Source organism: Hansschlegelia sp. (assembly GCF_035538955.1).
Lineage (GTDB): Bacteria > Pseudomonadota > Alphaproteobacteria > Rhizobiales > Methylopilaceae > Methylopila.
The window spans coordinates 168,588-189,911 of the sequence record NZ_DATLJK010000010.1 but is presented as its reverse complement, the minus strand read 5'-3'; the positions used below and the strand labels follow the sequence as shown (position 1 = coordinate 189,911).

Genomic DNA, 21,324 nt, shown 5'->3' with positions numbered 1-21,324 from the left:
ACCTCAGCGTTTTTCGGTCCACCTCTGCCTCAACCCGCCGTCCGGGCCGAACACCGGGTCGGTGGCCGGCAGCGGCACCAGCGCGATGCGCGCCGCGGCTGCGTCGTGGTCGCCTTCTTCGGAGCGGATCAGGTCGTAGGGCTGATCCGGCGGATAGCAGCCGACGACCTCGAAATCCTCGCTCGCCGCGACGCGCTTGTGGCCGGTGCCGGCCGGCAGCACGGCGACGTCGCCGGCCGCGATCCGGATCGTCTCGCCGTTCTCGCCGCCGAACTGCACCTCCGCCCAGCCTCGGGCGACGCCGAGCGCTTCGTGGCAGGTCGAGTGGTAATGGTGGAAGGGATACACGCCGTCGCGCCAGAACCCGCCCCAGCCATTGGCCGCGAACAGCGCCTCGGCGCGGACTTCCGGCGCCTCTCCGGAGGCGTCGAACGCCTGGCGGTGAAGCAGCAGCGCAAAGTCGGGGTGGTTCGGCGTGGAGCCGTCGTCTGCGAAGCGGAACTCGTCTGTCGCGACCCTTTGGTCCGATGACTTCAACGCCTTGATCTCCTACGAAACGACCGCCGCAGAGGGCACTCCGACAACGATCCGGCCGTTTCGAGGTTCCGCTCCGGGAGCCGAGGCGCGTCTTGACGAAACCCTGCCCCTATGCGCCATAGTCACGTCTGCAATCAGATTTTTGGATGTCCGGACTGGCTTGCATACGGCGACCCGCCGAAGCTTCCGCCTCCACGACACGCACCAAAGTTCGGATTGTGCCCGGCCGGGGGTTTTTCGGGGCTCCCGTCCAAATGCGCACATGCGCTTGTCTTAGGGAAAGCAGAAATGGCTAGCGGCACCGTAAAGTTCTTCAACACCCAGAAAGGCTACGGCTTCATCCAGCCGACCGACGGCTCCAAGGACGTGTTCGTCCACATCTCCGACGTCGAGCGTTCGGGCCTCCACACGCTCGTCGAGGGCCAGAAGGTCGCCTTCGAGGTCGTGATGGACCGTGGCAAGACCAAGGCGTCGAACCTCCGCGCGGAGTGATCTCGGCTTCGGCCGATGGGTTAGGAACTTTGCGGGGCGCCCTCACCGGCGCCCCGTTTTCGTTCGCGCCCCGGCTCGCTCCGCCCTCGGGTCGTCGAAACAACCCCTCATCGCGCGAAGGCCTCCGCAGTCCGTAGCCGCGGGCGTCCGACAGGCCGCTCAGGTCGTGCGCTGCATCTCGTGCGCGATCCGGCGCGTCAGGCCGCGCGAGCCGATCCGGGTCATGAAGGCGCCGATCTTCGGCAGCGCGCCCGGGATCACGATGGCCTTGCGCTTCTGAAAGCCCTCGAAGCCGGCTTTGGCCACCGCATCGGCCGACACGACGCCGGTCTTGAACAGCTGCGCGTCTCCCATGCCGGCGACCTCGCCGAACTCGGTCGGAACCGGACCGGGACAAAGCGCGGTCACGGTGACGCCGCTGCGCTTCGATTCCTCGTAAAGCGCTTCGGAGAACGACAGCAGATAAGCCTTGCTGGCGTAATACACCGCCATCTCCGGCCCGGCCTGGAAGGCCGCGAGCGAGGCGACGTTGAGGATGCCGCCACGGCCGCGCGCCATCATGCCCGGGAGGAAAAAGCCGGCCAGCGCCGTCGGCGCGGCGACGTTCACCTGAATCATCTCGAGCTGGCGGTCGAACGGCAGCTTCACGAACGGCCCGCGCAGGCCGAAGCCCGCATTGTTGACCAGCACGTCAACGATGTGGCCGCGGCGCCCGATCTCGATGGCGAACGCCTTCACGCCCTCGGGCGTGGCGAGATCCGCCGGGACCGCAGTGGCGCTGACGCCGTGCTTGGCGGAAAGCTCCTCGCCGAGCGCCTTCAGCCGGTCCTCGCGTCGCGCCGCGAGCACGAGGTCGTCGCCATTGGCGGCGAACAGCCGGGCGAGCTCCAGTCCGATCCCTGAGGACGCCCCTGTGACAAGGACGGTTCGGCGCTGCGCGGTCATGATAGATTTCTCCAATGTCGGCCCTGAAGCCGTCCCGCATGTCGCGGAACGCTTCCCTGCCAGCGGCCGACTGTGTATGGAACGCCTTCAGCCACACAATCGCTCTTCACGTGCCACGCGGCGCGCGGCCCGGCCGCTCCGCGCCGCCCCGGAAAGCCCTGTTTCATGCCCAAACGCACTGACATCGCGACGATCCTCATCATCGGCGCGGGACCGATCGTCATCGGGCAGGCGTGCGAATTCGATTATTCCGGAACGCAGGCCTGCAAAGCCCTCAGGGAAGAAGGTTACCGCATCGTCCTGGTGAACTCGAACCCGGCGACCATCATGACCGATCCGGACATGGCGGACGCGACCTATATCGAGCCAATCACGCCCGAGATCGTCGAGAAAATCATCGCCAAGGAGCGCCACGTCGTGCCAGGCGGCTTCGCGCTGCTGCCGACCATGGGCGGCCAGACGGCGCTCAACTGCGCTCTGTCGCTGCGCAAGATGGGCGCGCTTGAGAAACATGACGTCGAGATGATCGGCGCGACCGCGGAGGCGATCGACAAGGCCGAGGACCGTGAGCTGTTCCGCGAGGCGATGACCAAGATCGGCCTCGAGACCCCGCGCTCGCGGCTCGCCCACAATCTGACGGAAGCCCTCGTCGCCTTCGAGGAGATCGGCCTGCCAGCGATCATCCGGCCGTCCTTCACGATGGGCGGCACCGGCGGCGGCATCGCGTACAACCGCGAGGAGTTCCTCGAGATCGTCGAGCGCGGCGTCGACGCCTCGCCGACCGACGAGGTGCTCATCGAGGAGAGCGTGCTCGGCTGGAAGGAGTACGAGATGGAGGTCGTCCGCGACAAGGCGGACAACTGCATCATCATCTGCTCGATCGAGAACATCGACCCGATGGGCATCCACACCGGCGACTCGATCACGGTCGCGCCGGCGCTGACGCTGACCGACAAGGAATATCAGCGCATGCGCGACGCCTCTCTCGCCGTGCTGCGCGAGATCGGCGTCGAGACCGGCGGCTCCAACGTTCAGTTCGCAATCGACCCGGCGACCGGCCGGATGATCGTGATCGAGATGAACCCGCGCGTTTCGCGCTCCTCGGCGCTCGCCTCCAAGGCGACCGGCTTCCCGATCGCGAAGGTCGCGGCCAAGCTCGCCATAGGCTACACGCTCGACGAGATCGACAACGACATCACCGGCGGCGCGACGCCGGCTTCGTTCGAGCCGACGATCGACTACGTCGTCACCAAGATCCCGCGCTTCGCCTTCGAGAAGTTCCCTGGCGCGGAGCCGACGCTGACCACGTCGATGAAGTCGGTCGGCGAGACGATGGCGATCGGCCGCACCTTCGCGGAAAGCCTGCAGAAGGCGCTACGCTCGATCGAGACCGGGCTGACGGGCCTCGACGAGATCGAGATCGAGGGCCTCGGCCAGGGCGACGACAAGAACGCCATCCGAGCGGCTCTCGGCAAGCCGACGCCGGACCGGCTGCTGAAGGTCGCGCAGGCGCTGAGGCTGGGCTTCCCGGCGGACGAGATCCACGAGGCCTGCAAGATCGACCCGTGGTTCATTGCGCAGCTCGAAGGGCTGGTGGCGATGGAGGAGAAGGTCCGCCGACTCGGCCTGCCGACGACGGCTGCGCCGTTCCGCAAGCTGAAGGCGCAGGGCTTCTCGGACGCCCGGCTCGCGACGCTCGCCGGCCTCACCGCCGACCAGGTCGCGGCGCGCCGCCGCTCGCTCGACGTCCGGCCGGTGTTCAAGCGGATCGACACCTGCGCGGCCGAGTTCGCCTCGCCCACGGCCTACATGTACTCGACCTACGCGCCGCCTTTCGCGGGCGAGCCGGTGAACGAGGCGCAGCCGAGCGACGCCAAGAAGATCATCATTCTGGGCGGCGGCCCGAACCGGATCGGCCAGGGCATCGAGTTCGATTATTGCTGCTGCCACGCCTGCTTCGCGTTGTCGGACGCCGGCTATGAGACCATCATGGTCAACTGCAATCCGGAGACCGTCTCGACCGACTACGACACGTCGGACCGGCTGTATTTCGAGCCGTTGACCGCCGAGGACGTGCTCGAGATCATCGAGACCGAACGCTCGGCCGGAACGCTGCACGGGGTGATCGTGCAGTTCGGCGGGCAGACCCCGCTGAAGCTCGCGAACGCGCTCGAAAAGGCCGGCGTGCCGATCCTCGGCACGACGCCGGACGCGATCGACCTCGCCGAAGACCGCGACCGCTTCAAGCGGCTGCTCGACAAGCTCAAGCTGGTCCAGCCGAACAACGGCATCGCCTATTCGGTCGAGCAGTCGCGCATCGTCGCGGGCGATCTCGGCTTCCCGCTCGTCGTGCGCCCCTCCTACGTGCTCGGCGGTCGCGCGATGGCGATCCTACACGACGAGAAGATGCTCTCGGACTACCTGCTCGGCACGCTGCCGGACCTGGTGCCGGAGGACGTCAAGCAGCGCTACCCGAACGACAAGACCGGCCAGATCAACACGGTCCTGTCAAAGAACCCGCTGCTGTTCGACCGCTACCTGACGGACGCGATCGAGGTGGACGTCGACGCGCTGTGCGACCGCAAGGACGTCTTCATCTGCGGGATCATGGAGCACATCGAGGAGGCCGGCGTGCATTCGGGCGATTCCGCCTGTTCGCTGCCGCCGCACTCGCTGTCGCCCGAGATGATCTCCGCCCTTGAGGACCAGACGCGGGCGCTTGCGCTCGCGCTCGAGGTCGGCGGCCTGATGAACGTCCAGTACGCCATCAAGGACGGCGTGATCTACGTGCTGGAAGTCAATCCGCGCGCCTCGCGCACGGTGCCGTTCGTGGCCAAGGTGGTCGGCAAGCCGTTCGCCAAGATCGCCGCGCGGGTCATGGCGGGCGAGCCGCTCGCCTCCTTCGGCCTCAAATCCGCGCCGCTCGGCCATATCGGGGTGAAGGAGGCGGTGTTCCCGTTCGCGCGCTTCCCCGGCGTCGACACGGTGCTGGGGCCGGAGATGCGCTCCACCGGCGAGGTGATGGGGCTCGACTTCGATTACGGCGTCGCCTTCGCGAAGAGCCAGCTCGGCGGCGGCACGCGCGTGCCGCTCGGAGGCACGGTGTTCGTGTCCGTACGCGAGGCCGACAAGGACCGCGTGCTGGCGCCGGTGCGGATGCTCGCCGACCTCGGCTTCAAGATCATCGCGACGTCGGGCACGCAGCGCCATCTCGCTGCGCACGGCATCGACGCGCAGAAGATCAACAAGGTTCTGGAAGGCCGACCGCATGTGGTCGACGCCATCAAGAATGGCGGCGTCCAGCTCGTCTTCAACACCACCGAGGGCGCTCAGGCGCTCGCCGACAGCAGGTCGCTCCGCCGGGCCGCCCTCTTGCACAAAGTGCCGTACTATACCACGCTGTCAGGCGCGGTGGCGGCGGCTCAGGGGATCAAAGCCTATCTTGGCGGAGACCTCGAGGTGCGCTCGCTGCAGTCCTATTTCGGCTGAAACCGGCCCTCGCCGAAACAGATGGAACGGCGGCTGGGCTTCCGGCGTTTATGGCGTCACGTGCGCGCCCCTCGGTTCGAGGGGCGTTGCGTTTGTAGTGTCGAGAGAGACTGAAATGGACAAGATCCCGATGACCGCCGCTGGTCACGCGGCGCTGGAAGCGGAGCTCAAGCACCGCGCGTCGAGCGAGCGCCCGCGCATCATCGCGGCCATCTCCGAGGCCCGCTCGCATGGCGACCTTTCCGAAAACGCCGAGTATCACGCGGCGAAGGAACAGCAGAGCCTGAACGAGGGCCGGATCGCCGAGCTCGAGAACATGATCGCGCGGGCGGAGGTGATCGACGTCTCCAAGCTGCAGGGCGACACCATCACGTTCGGCGCGACCGTCACGGTCGTGGACGAGGACACCGAAGAAGAGAAGGTCTACCAGATCGTCGGCGAGGCCGAGTCCGACGTGAAGCAGGGCCGCGTCTCGATCGGCTCGCCCATCGCGCGCGCGCTTGTCGGCAAGAAGGTCGGCGACACCGTCGAGGTCGCCACGCCGGGCGGCGGCAAGAGCTATGAGGTTCTGAGCGTCCGCTTCGCCTGAAGGCTCAGGCAGGCTCCGCGCTCGAAGCTAACAAAAACGCCCGGTCCGCGAAGCGGCCGGGCGTTTTTTTCGGTCTGCTGTAAGCTTCAGCGGGCGAAGAAGACGAGCCAGATGATCGCCATCGCGGCGGTCGCAGCCACCACGCCGACGATCACCACCAGCGGCATGCCTTTCGGCGCATCGGTGCCCTGTTTGGCTTCGACGTGGTTCACCTGCTGGCCGTGTTCGCCCTGAGTTTTGGTCTGCACGCTCATCCATGTCTCCTGATCGCCCGCGCGGGGCTATTTCCAGGAAACAACGTCGCAGCGGCCATTCCGATCCCTGCCAGGCGCGGACGCCGCTCCTGGATCAGGTGACGAAGTCGTCAACGACGGCTCAGAACTGCCAGCGCTGCGCCATCTCGACCAGGAAGTCGCGGAAGACGTGGATGCGGGCCACGTTCTTCAGCTCTTCCGGATAGACGAAATAGGCCTCGAGTGTCGGCATCTCGTCTCCGTCGAGCACGCGCTGCAACTGTGAACCCTCGTCGACGACATAGTCGGGAAGGACCGCCAGACCGACGCCGGTCTCCGCCGCGTGCTTGATCGCCGTCAGACTGTTGGCGACGAGGCTCGCCGCCCGCGGGTTGCCGGGGGCTCTGGCCGCCGTCTTGAGCCAGTTGATGCTCTGGAGGAACGGCGGCACCGGACCGCCGAACTCGATCAGCCGATGCTGCTGGAGATCATCGAGGCTCGCCGGCCGGCCGTGTCGCTTGAGGTAATCGGCCGAGGCATAGACATGGTAGTGCACCGTGAACAGCCGGCGCTGGATCAGGTCCGGCTGCGTCGGCGCGCGCAGGCGGATCGCGACGTCCGCCTCGCGCATCGCGAGGTCGAGCTCGTCGTCGCTCAGGATGAGCTGCACCTGGATATCCGGATAGGAGTCCATGAACGAGACCAGCCGCGGCGTCAGCCAGCCGGAGCCGAGCCCGACGGTCGTCGTCACCTTCAGCACGCCATGCGGGCGCTCGCGGCTGTCGGTGAGCATCGAGCGCGCCGATTCGAGCTTCGCGAACACCTCCTGGGTGGTCCGGAACAGCAGTTCGCCCTGCTCGGTCAGGATCAGGCCGCGCGCATGGCGGTGGAACAGCGGCGTCTTGAGCTCGTGCTCCAGCGCCGAGACCTGGCGGCTGACCGCCGACTGGCTGAGGCCGAGCGCCTCGCCGGCCTTGGTGAAGCTCCCCGCATCGGCGGCGGCATGGAAGATTCGCAGCTTGTCCCAGTCCATTCGGTCCCCCGCAGCCGACAGACGCGGCAGTTCTCGTCGCGCTCAGGCGGCGGTGCGCGCCGCTTCTTCGGCCGCAAGGAAGCGCTCAGCGTCGAGCGCGGCCATGCACCCCATGCCGGCGGCCGTCACCGCCTGGCGGTAAGTCTCGTCGGCCACGTCCCCCGCGGCGAACACGCCCGGCACATTGGTGAGCGACGTCCCGGGCCTCACGGCCAGATATCCGGACGGCTTCATGTCCAGCTGACCGCGGAACAGCTCGGTCGCCGGCGCATGCCCGATCGCGACGAACACGCCGTCGCAGCGGCGCACGCTCGGCGTGCCGGTGCGGGTATCCACAAGCTTCACGCCCTCGACCTTCAAGGGCTCGCCCGAGCCCAACACCTCGCCGACCGTCGCGTTCCAAACGACCTCGATCTTCGGGTTGGCGAACACGCGGTCCTGCAGGATGCGTTCGCCGCGGAACGACTCCCGGCGATGCACCAGGGTGATCTTGCTGGCGAAGTTCGTCAGGAACAGCGCTTCTTCGAGCGCGGTGTTGCCGCCGCCGACGACCACCACCTCCTTGCCCCGGAAGAAGAAGCCGTCGCAGGTGGCGCAGGCCGACACGCCGTAGCCCTTGAAGCGCTCCTCGCTCTCGAGTCCGAGCCACCGCGCCTGCGCGCCGGTCGCGACCACGAGCGCGTCGGCCGTGATGCGGCCGGACGATTCCGTCTCGATCACGAAGGGACGCCGGCCGAGATCGACCTTCGACACGTGGTCGAACAGCGTGCGCGCGCCCATGCGCTCGGCCTGGAGCTGCATCTGCTCCATCAGCCACGGCCCCTGGATCGGGTCGGCGAAGCCCGGATAGTTCTCGACGTCGGTGGTGATGGTGAGCTGGCCGCCCGGCTGCAGCCCGGAAATCACCAGCGGCTCCAGCATGGCGCGGGCCGCGTAAACCGCGGCCGTCCAGCCGGCCGGGCCGGAGCCCAGGATCGCGAGGCGCACATGGCTGATCGGCTGCGTGGTCATCGGGGAGTTGGTCCGTTGGTTTCGCGGGTCCGGGCCGGAGTCCGGCGGATGCGGTCGTTGCGCAGCGCGGCGCGCGTGGTCACAAGGGCGTGGATCGCATGCGCGACCTCGCGCGTCGAGTCGGGCGGCGCATAGGCGTAGCGCTCGACGGTCCCGGCGAACGGTCGCGTCAAGCCCTGCGCCGCAAGCGCCTCGAGATAGCGCCGCGCCGCCCATGGCGCGCCGCCGGGCGTGAACGTCATGACCGGCGCGCCGGTGGCGACCGCGTCGCTCAGGATCCGGGTGGACTGCGCCGTCACGACGAAGGCCTCCGATTGTCCAAGAATCGACATGTAGGGGTCAGGACGATCGCCTGACCATAGATAATGCGCCACCCCGGCAAGCGCCATAAGCAGCGCCTCGGACGCGCCGGCCGGCGGGCGGACGCTCAGCGCCGCCCCCTGCTCGCGCAGCCGCCGCAGCCCCGCGACGAGGCGGACGGCGTCTTCGCCGCCGATCGGCCCGTCGATCAGGACGCCGATCCGGGGTCCGTCGAGTTCGGGCGCGACCAGCGGAGGCGCGCCGCGCGCCGCGGCGAGCCTCAGGCCGTTGACCCGGCTCGGCCATGTCCGCGTCCTGAGCGCGCCTGCCGGACCCTCGCCTGCCGGCGCGACCGTCAGATCCGGCGAGAATGCGCCGGCCGATCTGCCCATGAACACGGCCACCACGGCGCCCGCGGAAGCTTTCTTGATCCGCGCCAGATAAGGCGCGGCGACCCTGCCGGAGGCGACCACGATGTCGGGCCAACTCGACCCGTCGCTCGGAAGAATGAGGCGCGAGCCCCGCTTCGGGTCGTCACGCGGGTCGATCGGCCCCCAGGGCGCGAGCCAGCGCCAGGGCGCCCGCGGCGCGACGCGCCGGCGCTCGATGCGCTCGGCGACGGCTTCGGCCACGCCGAGGCAGGCTTCTTCGCGATCCGGAGCTCCGTCCGTCAGCACCCATGCCCGCATGTCCTTGGTTGTCGGACGCGGAGCGACCGCGATCAAGGCCGCCGGTCGGAGGAGCCGGAGTTATCCGCCGGATGAAAGCGCCTCGATCAGTTCCAGGCTCGGATAGCCGTCCGCCGGCAGGCCGCGCTGGAGCTGCGCCTTGCGGGTCGCGCGCCGCGTGTCGAAGCCGAGCTTGCCGTCGACCTCCTCGGCCGGCAGCAGGCCATCGCGCGCAAGCAGCTGCTGCAGCGTGCGGATTTCGTCCCCGCTGAGCGCCCGCACCGGCGCGTTGCCCTCCCCGACCGCCGGGGCGCCGTCGAGCCGCGTCGCCAGATAGGCGGCCGTCAGCGCGTAGACGAAGGACTGGTTCCAGGTCCGGTAGACGTCGAAATTCTGATAGGCGAGGAAGGCCGGGCCGTTGCGGCCCATCGGCAGCAGCAGCGCGGCCGGCGCGTCGTCGCGGAACAGCGATCCGTTGCGCGCCCGGACGCCCCAGGCGCGCCATTCGGCGACGCTGTGCTTGGTGTCGATGTCGGCCTCCTGCCACGGCATGTCGGCCGGGACCACGACCTCCTGGATCCAGGGCTCGCCACGGCGCCAGCCGAGGTCGGCGACGTATTTGCCTGCGGAGGTGAGCGCGTCCGGCACGCTGCGCATCAGATCGCGGCGACCGTCGCCGTCGGCGTCGACGGCGGAGCGGACATAATCAGCCGGCATCATCTGGGTCTGGCCGAGTTCGCCCGCCCAGGCCCCGCGCATGTCGGCGGGCGCGAGATCGCCGCTGTCGACGATCTTCAGCACCGCGATCAGCTGAGGGCGGAAGAAATCCGGCCGGCGGCAGTCATGCGACAGCGTCGCAAGCGCGTTGCGGGTGTCGAACTTGCCGAGATTGGCGCCGAAGTCAGTCTCGAGCCCCCAGAAGGCGACGATCACCGCGCCCGGCACGCCATACTGGCGCTCGACGTCGGCAAGCAGGTCCGCCTTCTGCTTCATCATCTGCAGCCCCTTCGGGAGCCGCGGCGGCCCGGCCATCCGGCCGGCGAACTGCAGGAAGGTCTGCTGGAAAACCGACTGGGCGCGGTCCGCAGCGAGAACCTTGGGCTCGATCCGCACGTCCGCGAGCCCTTCGGCGATCGCCCTGTCGGAGACGCCGGCGGCACGGGCCTCTGCGCGCACGCCCTCGAGCCAGGAGTTGAAGTCGCCCCCGCAGGGGGCTTGCGCCGTCGCAAGCGTCGTGGACGCGGCGAGCAGAAATGCGACGGCGGAGCCGCGGGCGACAAGGGTCATGAGGTCCGTTCCGGAACGAGCGCGAGTGAGGCCAGAAAGCGGACCCTTGGATGAAGCGTCAAGCGGGCGAAGAGATGGCGAGGTTGACGCCTTCGTCATCTCCCCCGCTTCAGGCGCGACACGAGGCGCGCGAGCGTCTTCTCGGCGCGCCTCAGGCCAGGGCGGCCGCGGGCGTCCTCGTACGCCTTCTTGAGAGCCCCGGAAGCGAAAGCCTCGACCACGACGGCATGCACATAGGACTTGCGCACCACCGCCGGCGTGTTGGAGAGCCGCTCCGAAACCGCCCGCATCACGGCCGCCAGCTGGCGCTTGCGGGCCCGCTCGCTCGGCGCCGGCTCCACCTCGACGAGCTGCTCGGCCGCCGTCGCGCTGGCGCCGAGCTGGCGCAGGTCCTTGGCGGTGATCGGCAGCCCGGTGATCTCCCGCAGATAGGCGTTGACGTCGGTCGAGGTGATCCGCCTCACCTGGCCGGAATCGTCCTTGTACTGGAACAGCCGCCGCCCCGGCAGCGAGGCGACCCGCGAGAGCGCGCGCGCAAGCCGGCCGGAGCGCAGCTTGCAGCTGATGTCCTTGCCGCCCTTGCCGCGGAAGTTCAGCTGGACGCTCTCGCCTTCGACCCGCACGTGGCGCTTCAGCAGCGTGCTCGCGCCATGCGCCTGGTTGGACCGCACATAGGTCTCGCAGCCGACCCGGATGTGGGTCTCGTCGATCAGCGCGACGGCGGCCGCGAGCGCCTTGGCGCGGCTGAGCTTGGGGCTCGCCAGATCGCGCGCCACGGCGCTGCGCAGCTTCGGAAGCGCCTCGATCACGCGATCGAGCCGCTCCACCTTGCGGGTCTCGCGCACCGTGTCCCAGTCAGGATGGTAGCGGTACTGCGTCCGCCCCGCCTCGTCGCGGCCGATCGCCTGCAGGTGATGGCGCGGATCGGCGGCGACGCGGACTTCGCGGTAAGCGGGCGGAATCGCGAGCGAGCGGATGCGCGACAGCGTCTCCTCGTCCGTGATCCGATGACCCGTCCTGTCGACGTAGAAGAAGCCGCGCCCTGCGCGCTTGCGCTCGATCGACAGGTCGCGCGGCGCGGCGAGCTTCAGCCCGGCCGTCGCGGCGATCTCCTCAACGCTCATGCTTTCCGGTTCAAGTTCGGCCGTCGCGGCGTCCGCCATCCTGCACCTCATGGGGCCGCCCAACCTCGCGCCGGCCGCGATGCAGAACAGCGCGAGGCGGAGCCCGGTTCCCGCGCTTGCGGAAGGCCGCGGTTCTGCTTAGTGCGGCGCGTGTCCCGTCTTCTTCCCGACCGAGGTTCTGCGATGACAGCTTCCGCGCCGCTCGTCGAAGTCACGCGCGGCCTCTCAGTCGAGAGCCGCCACGCCGGCGCGGTCGCGATCGCGGACGTCACGGGCAAGCTCGTGTTCTCGCTCGGCGACCCGGAGCGACTGACGTTCCCGCGCTCCGGCGTAAAGGCCCTGCAGGGCCTTCCGCTGGTCGAGAGCGGCGCCGCGGCGCGGTTCGGGCTGACCGAGGCGGAGCTGGCGCTGGCCTGCGCCTCCCATGGCGGCGAGCCCGAACATGTCGCGACCGCCGCCGGGGCGCTGGCGCGGATCGGACTCACGGCGGACGCGCTCGAATGCGGCGCGCACTGGCCGTTGAACGATGCGGCGGCCCGCGCGCTGGCGGCGAGCGGCGCGGGTCCGACCACGCTCCACAACAACTGTTCGGGCAAGCACGCCGGCTTCCTGTGCCTCGCCTGCGCGATGGAGGTCGACCCCGCCGGCTATATCGAAGCCGACCACCCGGTGCAGCGGGAGGTCACCGCGGCGCTTGAAGGCATGACGGGCGTGCGCCTCGACGAGGCGCCGCGCGGCGTCGACGGCTGCGGCATCCCGACCTACGCCATGCCCCTAAGGGCGGTCGCCACCGCCTTCGCCCGCTTCGGCGTCGGCTACGGGCTTGGCGACAGCCGCGCGGCGGCCGCCCGCACATTGCGCGAGGCGGCATGGTCCGCCCCGTTCCAGATCGGCGGCTCGGGCCGCTTCGACACCGAGGCGATGCAGCTCGCGGCGGGCCGCGTCTTCGTCAAGATGGGCGCGGAGGGCGTCCATGTCGGGGCGATCCCGGAGCTCGGCCTCGGCGTCGCAATCAAGATCGACGACGGCGCCACGCGCGCGGCCGAGGCCGTGATGTCGGCCGTCCTCATCCGGCTGCTCGCGCCTGAGGGCGACTTCGCCGAATGGCTCGCGGGCCGCGCCCGGCGGCCGCTGAAAAACTGGGCGGGCGTCGAGGTCGGCGAGGTGCGGGCGACGGAGCTGCTCGCCGCCTAGCGGCGGGCGTGCATCTCCACCACCGCGCTGCCGCCCAGCGTCTGCGCCGGCCGATCCTCGACGTTGCGCAGCAGCAGCAGGCGCGACGCCTCCTGCAGGAAGGCGTCTGAGCCGAACTCCTTCTCGTAGTAGAAGAACGTCTTCGACAGCAGGTTGAACTCGCCGCCAAGGTAATATTTGACGAGTAGCTTCTGCCAATGCAGCCGGGCCAGCACACGGTTGCGGATCCGGCGGTTCGGCGCCTCGAGCGAGGCGTCGTAATCCGCCTGCGGCGTGCGCCAGTCGCCGTAGTTCTCGGTCAGATACTTGTCGGGGTCCGACGGGATCAGGAACTCGCGGCCCGCGAACTGCACCTTCGCAAACGGCGAACTGCCCTCGCTCCACCACACCGCATTGTCCCAGGCGTGCAGGTGGCTGCCATGCCACACCGTCGAACCCTGGCGGTGATGGAAGAACAGATCGATGTTGACGTTGTTCTTGTGCCTGATCTTGATGAGATCGACCGAGGGCACGAAGACTTCCGTGAACTTCGGACTGCCGGCGATCAACGACTTGATCTCGTCACGCTGGGCGTGGCCCATCACGCCGAGGTCGATGTCCTTGTCCATGCCGAGGAGCTTGCCCTCGCGAATGACGCCGAGCAGCGTGCCGCTGATCAGGAAGAACGGCGCGGCCGGCATCATGAGATCGAAGAGGTCGACCAGAGCCGTGTTGCCCGCCGCCGCCTTCATATAGGTGCGGGCCTTCGGCGCGCTGGTGAACTGGCCCTCGCCGATCCAGCGCAGGATCTCCATCATCATGTAGTAGGCGCGGTCGATCTCGTTCGCCGCGATCGCGATGTCGACCAGATGCGAGGCCTGGCTCGCCTTTGTGACGGCCGCGCGCCGGCTGCGGGTGAACGCCGCCACCGCGAGGTCGACCGTCGACGGGCCGCTCGGCAACCGCCGGTAGAGCTGCAGCGGCACGACGAAATTGTGCTCGATGATCAGCGACAGCAGGACGCTGCGCGCGCGCTCGTTCGCGCCGGTCTCGACCAGCGCGGTCGCGAGGATCACCTGAAGCGGGTAGGTCGCGAGCGATTTGTCCGACGCGTATTTGTCGAACAGCTCCAGAACCTCGGCGTAACGCGCCGTCGAGGAGTAGAGCTCAAGCAACTTTCGAAGGTAAAAAGCTCTCTTGTTGTTCTTTTCAATGTGGTCGCGCGCGAGCCGCTCGGCCTCCTCGGTGCGGCCATTCTCGATGAGCGCCGAGAACTTGTTCTCGTCGACAGCCGCCATTTTCAGCACGCGATTAACAATTGATCGCATGGGCACCTCGCTTGATCCGGCCCCACGGATAACGTGTCTGACGGCGCTTGCACAGTCGTGGGCCAACGTACGGGGGAGGCGACGACGTTGCGAGCGCGAGGGTTCACCGGATGGCCGCAGACGCGCGGCGACCAGCAGCGCGCCCCTGCCATCAAGCCGAGGCAAAACGTCGCGGCCTCGGCGCCTGTACGATCTTTGACGCGAAACTAGCCGAAGGGACGTGTTGACGCCGCCCCGTCAACGAGCAAGCCGCGTAAGCCTATTGGGAGGGGTCGAAATCGGCGCCGCGCTTCGCCGGCGGTTCCATGGTATGCGCGGTGGCCCGGACGCTTCAAGCTGATGGCCCGAATTGGGCCTTTTCGGCCGCAGCGCGGAGATGGCTTTCCGCCCGCTGCACCGCAGCAGGCTTGTTTCGCAGCGCGAACTCGGCTTCGATTGGCGCGGCCGAGCCGCGGTGTCTTCGCGTTCTCGCGAGCGCCATTCGCAGACTAGAGGTTGGGGACGATGGATACGCTAATGCATGATGCTCAGGCCGACGCCACGAAGGCCTATTGGGACAAGTTTTACGCACAGACTTGGTATTCCGATTCGTCGACGTTCTGCCGCTATGTGGCGGAGTCCACCTACTTCCGTGACGCTGTGCTCGACCTCGGATGCGGCAACGGGCGCGACTCCTTCGGCTTCGCCAAGCGCGCCGGCAAGGTGGTGGCCATCGATCAGTCCGAGGTCGCCGTCGCGAACGGCAACAGGAAGGCCGCCGAGGCCAGCCTGCCGCACATCTCCTTCGCACAGTGCGAACTGCAGGACGGAGAGAAGCTCGGCCGGATCATCGCCGAACTGAAGCAGCAGGCGCCGCAGGGCGTGCTGTTCTACTGCCGCTTCGTGCTCCACGCGATCGACGAGCCGACGCAGGACGTCCTGATCTCGGCGGTTGCGGCCGGCATGGGTCCGAACGACGTGTTCGCCGCGGAATTCCGGACCGCGAAGGACGCCGACAAGGACCACGTCCACGGCGATCATTACCGCCGCTACCAGGACGCCCCCGCTCTCGCCCGCGAGCTTTCCAGCCGCTGGGGCCTGACGGTGCGCGTCTATCAGGAAGGAAACGGCTTCTCCCCCTACAAGGACGAGGATCCGGAACTCTGCCGGATGATCGTCCTCGCGCCGCAGTAGGCCGCGCGGAACAAATCGACCGGTCATCGCGGCGCGCGAGCCGCACCTATCAGTTCGCGCGGCGCGGCGCGGACTGCGAGAACCGCCGTCACGACGGGACCGCGCCGCCGCACAGAATGAGGCGTGGTCCTGCGTCGCAGGCTGTGGCGCTTTACAAGCAAGTAGCAAACACCGCACCATCTCAGCTATGCTTTGAACGAGCGAGTATAATCGATTGCTCACTAGGGGCGTCTGCAAGACCGCCCCGAAGGCTCACCTGTCGTGATCTCGGGCCTAATGCCGAGGCCTGCTGACAGGCTTTGGAGCGAGAGTAATAATAAGGGGGCGATAGATGAGTGAGATTGTCGCCGAAGTAGCCGCGCCACCGGCGCCGCCGCAACTCGACATCGAGCTGTTGAAGGCCGACGTCGCGCATCTGTGCGCCGGCGTAAAGAAAGTGAGCGGCGGGATCGAGATCTCCGCGCTCTGCCAGCCCGCTGCACGCAAGAGCATCGCCGCGATCCACGCCGTCAGCGACAATAGCTTCAACCTGCTGTTCTTCCAGAGCGCGCCGAAAGTCGAGGGGCTGGGGCTCTCCAGCTATTCGGTGCTGGTGCCGCGCGCGCTGCTGAGCCGGAAACTGTCCTTTCAGATCATCAATCAGAACGGCGACGTCTACCCCGCCTTTACGGCGAGCCGCCGCAAGCTGAAGCTTCCCGCCAACTGGCAGTTCTCGCCGTACTTCCTGAACCTCACGCACGACCCTTCGGCCGAAGGCAAGTCGGTCGCCCCGGCGCCGGCTGGCGCGTTCATCCGCGCTTTCGCTGTGGCGCAGGACAACTTGGAGGTGGACCTGACGGTCTTCCTGAGCGGAACCGGGGAGGACGCGCCGCAGCGCGCGACGCTTGCGATCAGCCGCGACGGCTCGGACATCTTCGAGACCGACTTCGATCTCCAGCCCGCGAAGAAGGTCTTTCGAGCGGCGGCCGCGATGCACAAGCAGTACACCAACGCCCTGCCCTTCCATGGCGAGCTGTCGGTTCCGATCATGACGGCTTTCGCCGAACGGGGGCTCTACGACCTCGAGGTGAAGGTCGGTTCCGACCGCGCCAGCATTCGGCCGTACAACCGGTACTACTTCCAGAAACCGGCGGTTCTCATGGCCGAAGGAGATCTCGGGACCCATGTCATTCGTCACTTCGCCGATCCGGCCACGGGCAATATACGGATGTGGCTGGAGTAGTCGTTCAGTGGGCCGGGACCCACTGCAGCAGGAGTCCGTCGCGAGTGTCCCGCGCCCAGGAGATTTCGCCGAGGCGGCCCCAAATTCCGGCCCGCTTCAATTCGGCGACCAGCGTCTCCAGAACGTCCGCCGCTTCGACCGGCTCGGTCATCGCCGCGAGAACCTCGCCCGTCTCATGCTCCGCCTCCACGGCGTAGCCCCACTGGCGCTCGAGCTGGATCGCGCTCTTCATGCTGTCTCTTTCCTGTGTCTCTCTCTTTTCCATGGCGCCACCATAGCGGCCGGAGATGACAGTTTTGCGTAGGTCGCTCGTCTGCCCGGAAGCTGCTCGGCGCGCGGCGCGGCGCGCCGGCTTCGCCTTGCGGGGCGCGAACGCTTGCGGGTACGATCCTCGTTTGTACAAGAGGCTAAGGCGCGCCGGGCGCGCTGGTTTCGACGTGCCCTCGCCCTTCGGCGGGTTGGCGGCTAGCGAATTGGACGGAGCGTGATGAGCACGGGGGTCGCGTTGGACATCGAAATCGCCCCCGATTCGCGGATCCTGCCGCCGCGCGACCGCCGCGCGACGACCGAGGCCATCGCCAAGGTATATGGCGAGTGCGCGAGGCTGGCGGAGGAGCAGCGCGACGAGGATGTGATCGCCGCAGCCGACACGCTGTCGCTGTTCGTGAGTTCGGCCCATGCGGCGAACACTCAGCTGCACGCCATCCGCATGTGGAAGGTGAACGCGCTCGCCAATCTGGGCCGCGGCCGCGAAGCCCTGGAGCTGCTGAACTGGATCGAACGCTTCAACGGCGTCTCGTTCAAGACGCGCGAGCGCAAGGCGAAGCTGCTCGCCTATGCGGGCGACGCCGTCGGCTGCATCCACGCCTGCACCGACGCCATTATGGCGCTGCCGCTCGACAAGAAGACCTCGCGCGAGTTCCGCCAGCTCTGTCTGCTGCGCGCCGACGCGATGATCGCGAACGGCCAGCATGACGACGCGCTGCGGCTGCTGACCGATGCGCTGCGAGGCCTGGTGCCGAACTATGACGAGATGCTCACGCTGCGGCGGGCGGTGAAGACGCCGGAGGCGCTCGAACAGATGTTTCTGTTCCTCGCGCCGCACTTCTCCTACGCCGGCCATCGCGCCCGCCACGCGCTGCTGCATTACTCCGTCGCCTGCCGCGACCTCGGCCTGCTCGACCGGGCGATCTTCGCCGCGCGCCAGCGCTTCCTGATCGGCCTGCAGATCGTCCGCTACGGCGAGCGCGAACAGCAGATCAAGGAGGACTGGACCCGCCAGGCGCTGACCTCGATGCTCGACCTGCGCGCCGACCTGGGCTCTCTCGGGCTTGAGTTCTTCCTGATCAGCGGAACGCTGCTCGGCTGCGTGCGCGAAGGCGGCATCCTCAGCTACGACAAGGACATCGACGTCGGCGTGCTGACCGAGCTGCCGGCGGAGACGATCCGCCAGACGCTCGCCTCGAGCGGACGCTTCAAGGTGCGCGCGCTGACCACCGACCGCCTCGTGCAGGTGGAGCATGCGAATGGCGTCGTGATCGACGTGTTCCTGCATTGGCGCGAGAACGGCGTGATCTACCATGAGGGTCAGAAAACCCGCTGGTGGAACTCCGACTTCGAGCTCAAGGATGTCGAATTCCTCGGCGGCTCCTTCAAAATCCCGTCAAACCCCGATCAATATCTGATCGAGAACTACGGCGACAGCTGGTCGATACCGCAACCGGAATTCGAGACGTTCGTCGACACGCCGAACATGATCATTCAGGACAATGATCACATGGTGTGGTATTTCTACACCCGCCTGCACGATTACTACTTCGCGGGCAAGCGCACGCAGCTGTTTAAAGTGTGGAACGCGCTGCAGGAGCTGATCGGCCAGGATGCGGCGGTCAGCAACGCGATGGAGCGCATCAAGCTCGACTCGGCCCCGGCGCCGATGCTGAGCCGGTAGAACCCGCCGCGACGGCGCCGTCGCGTCTCGCCTCTCCGAGGCGCGCCCCGCCCTGCCCCGCCGTCAGGTGTCGGCCAGCAGGCGCGGACGGGGCGAAGCGAACGGGTGGGCGTCTTCGCGCGCGTCGGCCAGCATGATGCGCTTGGCGTTCGACAGGAAGGCGTCAGCTCCGAACGCCGCCTCGTAGGAGGCCATGGCGCGCAGCAGCATCTCGAAATCAGCGCGGTGGTAATACTTGACGAAATTCTGCCGAGAGTAGAGCTGCGCCAGCCGCACGTCCCGCACGCGCCGGTTGGGGGCCTCCAGGGACGCGTTGTACTGCCGGACAGGCGAACGCCACTCCCCGTAATTCTCCGTCAGATACCTGTCCCAGTCGGAAGGCACGAGATAGTCGCGGCCGTTGTACGTGACCGTCTCGAACTTCTCGTCGTCGCGGCTCCACCACTTGCTGTTGTCCCAGACGTGGGCCGGGCCGCCATGCCAGACGGATTCGCCGTCGACATGATGCAGGAACACGTCGACCACCACGCCGTTGCGGTGCTTCACCTTGAAGCCGTCGATGTTCGAGGAAATGTCGGGCGCGAAGGCGAAGGATGAGCCGACGGCCTGCGCCAGACGCTCCACCACCGCCGGATCAAACACGCCGACGTCGATGTCCTTGTCGAATTCGAGCAGACTGTTCTGTCGCTTGATCCCGAGCAGCGTGCCGCTGATCAGGAAGAACTCCCCTGCGCCCTTCATGAGTTCGTGAAAATCGGCCAGCGCCTTGTCGAGGTCGCCGAGACGGTCCGGCTCCGAATAGGTCACGCGCTCGGGCTTGGCGCCATCGAGCCAGCGCAGCGCCTGGTTGGTGATCTCCACGCCACGCTCCACGTCTCCGACCGCGATGGCGACCTCGACGAGATGCGACGCCTGTATGGCCTTGCGGTAGCTCGTGCGTTCGCTGCGCTGGAAGGCGGCGCAGGCCTTGTCCAGCAGGCTCGCCTCCGGCGGCAGCAGACGCAGCAGACGCAACGGGTCGGGCGACTGGTTGCGCAGCACGAGGTCGAGAATGATCTTCTCGGCCTCCTGGGCCTTGCCCTCCATGATGAGAGCGCGTGCCAGCACTCCCTGCCCGTCCTGGGTCTTGAAGATCTTGTGGTTCGATTCGCGCAGCGCCTTCACATAGCCGACGTCGCCGACGTCGAGCTTCATCTCGGCGAGCCGGCAGGCGAACCAGTCGCCCCCGGCCGAGCGGCTGCCCCGCTCGGCGACCCGCAGGCTCTCGGCCTGCGCTGCGGCCCGCATGGCCGTCTTGAGGCGCTGCTTGCGCCTCGACGTCCCGTTGCCCTGCGAAACGATTTTGCTCAGCAGCGCGGCGTAGGACATCGAGCAGGTGTCTCCGGAGCGCCGGCGGCGCAGTGCGGCGCGACTCTGCCCCGAAACAGGCCGCCGTTCCAGTGGCGCGGGCTTCTGCGACCGCCCGCCGCGCCGCGGCGCCTCTAGATGGCGGCGGCGAGCGGCTGCGGCTGGCTGCGAGACCGCCGGTTCTCGATCGCCTCCGCCAGATAGGCGGCGTCGGCCCCGACGCCGACAAAGCGGCCGGAGCCCCAGGTGTGCAGCCAGGGAAGCCCGACGACATAGAGCCCGTCGACCGAGGTGACGCCGCGCCGGTGCGCCGGATAGCCGGAGGCGTCGAGGAACGGCAGATCAACGAACGACCAGTCGGCCGCAAATCCCGTCGCCCAGACGACGCTGGCGATTCCGGCCGCCGCGAGGTCGAGCGCCCCGGCCCCCTCCGCCTCGGCGGGGCGCCAGACGGGCGTATAGCGGCCGCCCTCGGGCGCCGAGACGCCGGTCTCGGCGATGTGCCGGTCGATCAGGTCGCAGATGCCGTTATAGACGACGTCCGCCCCGTCGAGGTTGCGCGCCAGGTCGGCGCCGAACGCCATGCGTCCGCCCTCGCCGCTCACCAGCCGGCCGTGCAGCCGCATGCCCTCCAGCGCGAAGCGCCGAAGATCAATGTCACGGCCGCCGCCGCGGCCGGTCAGATAGTGGTTGGCCTGGCGGCGGACGCCCTCCTTCTTCGGATGGCGTTCCACCGGCAGGTCGTACTGCCCGAGTTCGTCGAGCCATTCGACGGCGTCGCGGCCGCGATAGACACGCGGGCAGCGCGGCGCGGAGCCGACCGCGAGATGCACCTCTCGGCCCGCCAGATGCAGGTCTTCGGCGATCTGGCAGCCAGACTGTCCGGAGCCGACCACCAGCACCGCTCCGGGCGGCGGCTGGTCGGGGTTGCGGTATTCGGAGGAGTGGATCTGGACGAGCGACGGATCGAGCGTCAGGGCGAGCGCCGGGACCTTGGGCTTGTGATAGCCGCTGACGGCCAGCACCACGGCGTCCGCCGTCACGGCGCCCTCGCTGGTCCTGACCCGGAAGCCGCGGCGCGCGTCGGGCGCGATGCGCTCGACGGCCACGCCTTCGCGCACCGGCGCGCCGGCATGGCGGGCGAAGGCCTCCACATAGGCGACGATCTCGTCCCTGCCCATGAAGCCCTTCGGATCATCCCCCTGATAGGGGAAGTCCGGCAGCCGACACTGCCAGTTGGGCGTCACCAGGCAGAAGGCGTCCCAGCGCTGGGTGCGCCAGGAATGCGCGATCCGGTGCTTTTCGAACACCACATGGTCGACGCCGCGCTTCGAGAGATGCGCGCTGACCGAAAGGCCCGCCTGCCCGCCCCCGACGATGACGACCGAGTAGTGCTCGCCTGCTGCATAGGAGGTCATGGCC

General features: G+C 67.9%; 19 protein-coding genes. 7 read left to right on the top strand and 12 right to left on the bottom strand.

Annotated elements, in window-relative coordinates; translation table 11 throughout:
• Positions 1 to 3 precede the first annotated feature (3 nt).
• On the bottom strand, positions 4 to 537 hold the full coding sequence (locus VM780_RS07220; RefSeq protein WP_325446593.1) for a cupin: 534 nt from the start codon (positions 535 to 537) through the stop codon (positions 4 to 6).
• 288 nt (positions 538 to 825) lie between these two features.
• Between VM780_RS07220 and VM780_RS07215 the strand changes: the two genes are divergently transcribed.
• The gene (locus VM780_RS07215) at positions 826 to 1,029 is read left to right on the top strand and encodes a cold-shock protein (protein ID WP_325446592.1); all 204 of its coding nucleotides are present in this window, start codon (positions 826 to 828) and stop codon (positions 1,027 to 1,029) included.
• A 159-nt stretch (positions 1,030 to 1,188) separates the two neighbouring features.
• Here the strand turns inward: VM780_RS07215 and VM780_RS07210 are convergent, their stop codons facing one another.
• A complete protein-coding gene (locus tag VM780_RS07210) occupies positions 1,189 to 1,974 on the bottom strand; it encodes an SDR family oxidoreductase (protein ID WP_325446591.1) in 786 nt (261 codons plus the stop codon).
• Positions 1,975 to 2,139: 165 nt separating this feature from the next.
• On the opposite strand from VM780_RS07210, the gene carB reads away from it, so the two are divergent.
• Positions 2,140 to 5,463: a carbamoyl-phosphate synthase large subunit gene (gene carB / locus VM780_RS07205; protein WP_325446589.1), complete on the top strand. Its 3,324-nt coding sequence runs from the start codon at positions 2,140 to 2,142 to the stop codon at positions 5,461 to 5,463.
• 115 nt (positions 5,464 to 5,578) lie between these two features.
• Positions 5,579 to 6,052 (top strand): transcription elongation factor GreA, encoded by a 474-nt coding sequence (greA, locus tag VM780_RS07200; RefSeq protein ID WP_325446588.1) that lies wholly within the window; start codon positions 5,579 to 5,581, stop codon positions 6,050 to 6,052.
• Between the two features lie 86 nt (positions 6,053 to 6,138).
• Here the strand turns inward: greA and VM780_RS07195 are convergent, their stop codons facing one another.
• The 6 genes from VM780_RS07195 to VM780_RS07170 form a co-directional block, all read right to left on the bottom strand.
• A complete protein-coding gene (locus tag VM780_RS07195; RefSeq protein WP_325446587.1) occupies positions 6,139 to 6,306 on the bottom strand; it encodes a hypothetical protein in 168 nt (55 codons plus the stop codon).
• Positions 6,307 to 6,427: 121 nt separating this feature from the next.
• Positions 6,428 to 7,318 carry a LysR family transcriptional regulator gene (locus VM780_RS07190; RefSeq protein ID WP_325446586.1) on the bottom strand — a complete coding sequence of 297 codons (891 nt, stop codon included), beginning with the start codon at positions 7,316 to 7,318 and terminating at the stop codon, positions 6,428 to 6,430.
• Positions 7,319 to 7,360: 42 nt separating this feature from the next.
• A complete protein-coding gene (gene trxB, locus VM780_RS07185) occupies positions 7,361 to 8,329 on the bottom strand; it encodes a thioredoxin-disulfide reductase (protein WP_325446584.1) in 969 nt (322 codons plus the stop codon).
• Positions 8,326 to 9,306 carry an ELM1/GtrOC1 family putative glycosyltransferase gene (locus VM780_RS07180; RefSeq protein WP_325446582.1) on the bottom strand — a complete coding sequence of 327 codons (981 nt, stop codon included), beginning with the start codon at positions 9,304 to 9,306 and terminating at the stop codon, positions 8,326 to 8,328. The genes trxB and VM780_RS07180 overlap by 4 nt, the downstream gene beginning before the upstream one ends.
• A 72-nt stretch (positions 9,307 to 9,378) precedes the next feature.
• Entirely contained in the window at positions 9,379 to 10,584 is a 1,206-nt protein-coding gene (locus VM780_RS07175; protein ID WP_325446581.1) for a lytic murein transglycosylase, read from the bottom strand.
• Between the two features lie 95 nt (positions 10,585 to 10,679).
• A complete protein-coding gene (locus VM780_RS07170) occupies positions 10,680 to 11,708 on the bottom strand; it encodes a DNA topoisomerase IB (RefSeq protein ID WP_325446580.1) in 1,029 nt (342 codons plus the stop codon).
• A 183-nt stretch (positions 11,709 to 11,891) separates the two neighbouring features.
• Here VM780_RS07170 and VM780_RS07165 point away from each other — a divergent pair, with 183 nt between their 5' ends.
• Positions 11,892 to 12,902, top strand: a complete 1,011-nt coding sequence (locus tag VM780_RS07165) for an asparaginase (protein WP_325446578.1) — start codon at positions 11,892 to 11,894, stop codon at positions 12,900 to 12,902.
• Here the strand turns inward: VM780_RS07165 and VM780_RS07160 are convergent.
• The gene (locus tag VM780_RS07160; protein WP_325446576.1) at positions 12,899 to 14,209 is read right to left on the bottom strand and encodes a hypothetical protein; all 1,311 of its coding nucleotides are present in this window, start codon (positions 14,207 to 14,209) and stop codon (positions 12,899 to 12,901) included. The genes VM780_RS07165 and VM780_RS07160 overlap by 4 nt on opposite strands.
• Before the next feature lie 516 nt (positions 14,210 to 14,725).
• On the opposite strand from VM780_RS07160, the gene VM780_RS07155 reads away from it, so the two are divergent.
• Both VM780_RS07155 and VM780_RS07150 read left to right on the top strand, forming a co-directional pair.
• Entirely contained in the window at positions 14,726 to 15,382 is a 657-nt protein-coding gene (locus VM780_RS07155) for a class I SAM-dependent methyltransferase (protein WP_325446574.1), read from the top strand.
• Positions 15,383 to 15,713: 331 nt separating this feature from the next.
• Complete coding sequence (locus VM780_RS07150; protein WP_325446572.1) at positions 15,714 to 16,604, top strand: hypothetical protein; 891 nt, start codon at positions 15,714 to 15,716, stop codon at positions 16,602 to 16,604.
• Positions 16,605 to 16,608: 4 nt separating this feature from the next.
• Here the strand turns inward: VM780_RS07150 and VM780_RS07145 are convergent, their stop codons facing one another.
• On the bottom strand, positions 16,609 to 16,836 hold the full coding sequence (locus VM780_RS07145) for a hypothetical protein (protein WP_325446570.1): 228 nt from the start codon (positions 16,834 to 16,836) through the stop codon (positions 16,609 to 16,611).
• 255 nt (positions 16,837 to 17,091) lie between these two features.
• Here VM780_RS07145 and VM780_RS07140 point away from each other — a divergent pair, with 255 nt between their 5' ends.
• A complete protein-coding gene (locus tag VM780_RS07140; protein ID WP_325446568.1) occupies positions 17,092 to 18,555 on the top strand; it encodes a hypothetical protein in 1,464 nt (487 codons plus the stop codon).
• Positions 18,556 to 18,618: 63 nt separating this feature from the next.
• Here VM780_RS07140 and VM780_RS07135 read toward each other — a convergent pair whose 3' ends face one another.
• Together VM780_RS07135 and VM780_RS07130 are read right to left on the bottom strand one after the other, a co-directional pair.
• Positions 18,619 to 19,923, bottom strand: a complete 1,305-nt coding sequence (locus VM780_RS07135; RefSeq protein WP_325446566.1) for a hypothetical protein — start codon at positions 19,921 to 19,923, stop codon at positions 18,619 to 18,621.
• 113 nt (positions 19,924 to 20,036) lie between these two features.
• Complete coding sequence (locus VM780_RS07130) at positions 20,037 to 21,320, bottom strand: MSMEG_0569 family flavin-dependent oxidoreductase (protein ID WP_325446564.1); 1,284 nt, start codon at positions 21,318 to 21,320, stop codon at positions 20,037 to 20,039.
• Positions 21,321 to 21,324: the final 4 nt, after the last annotated feature.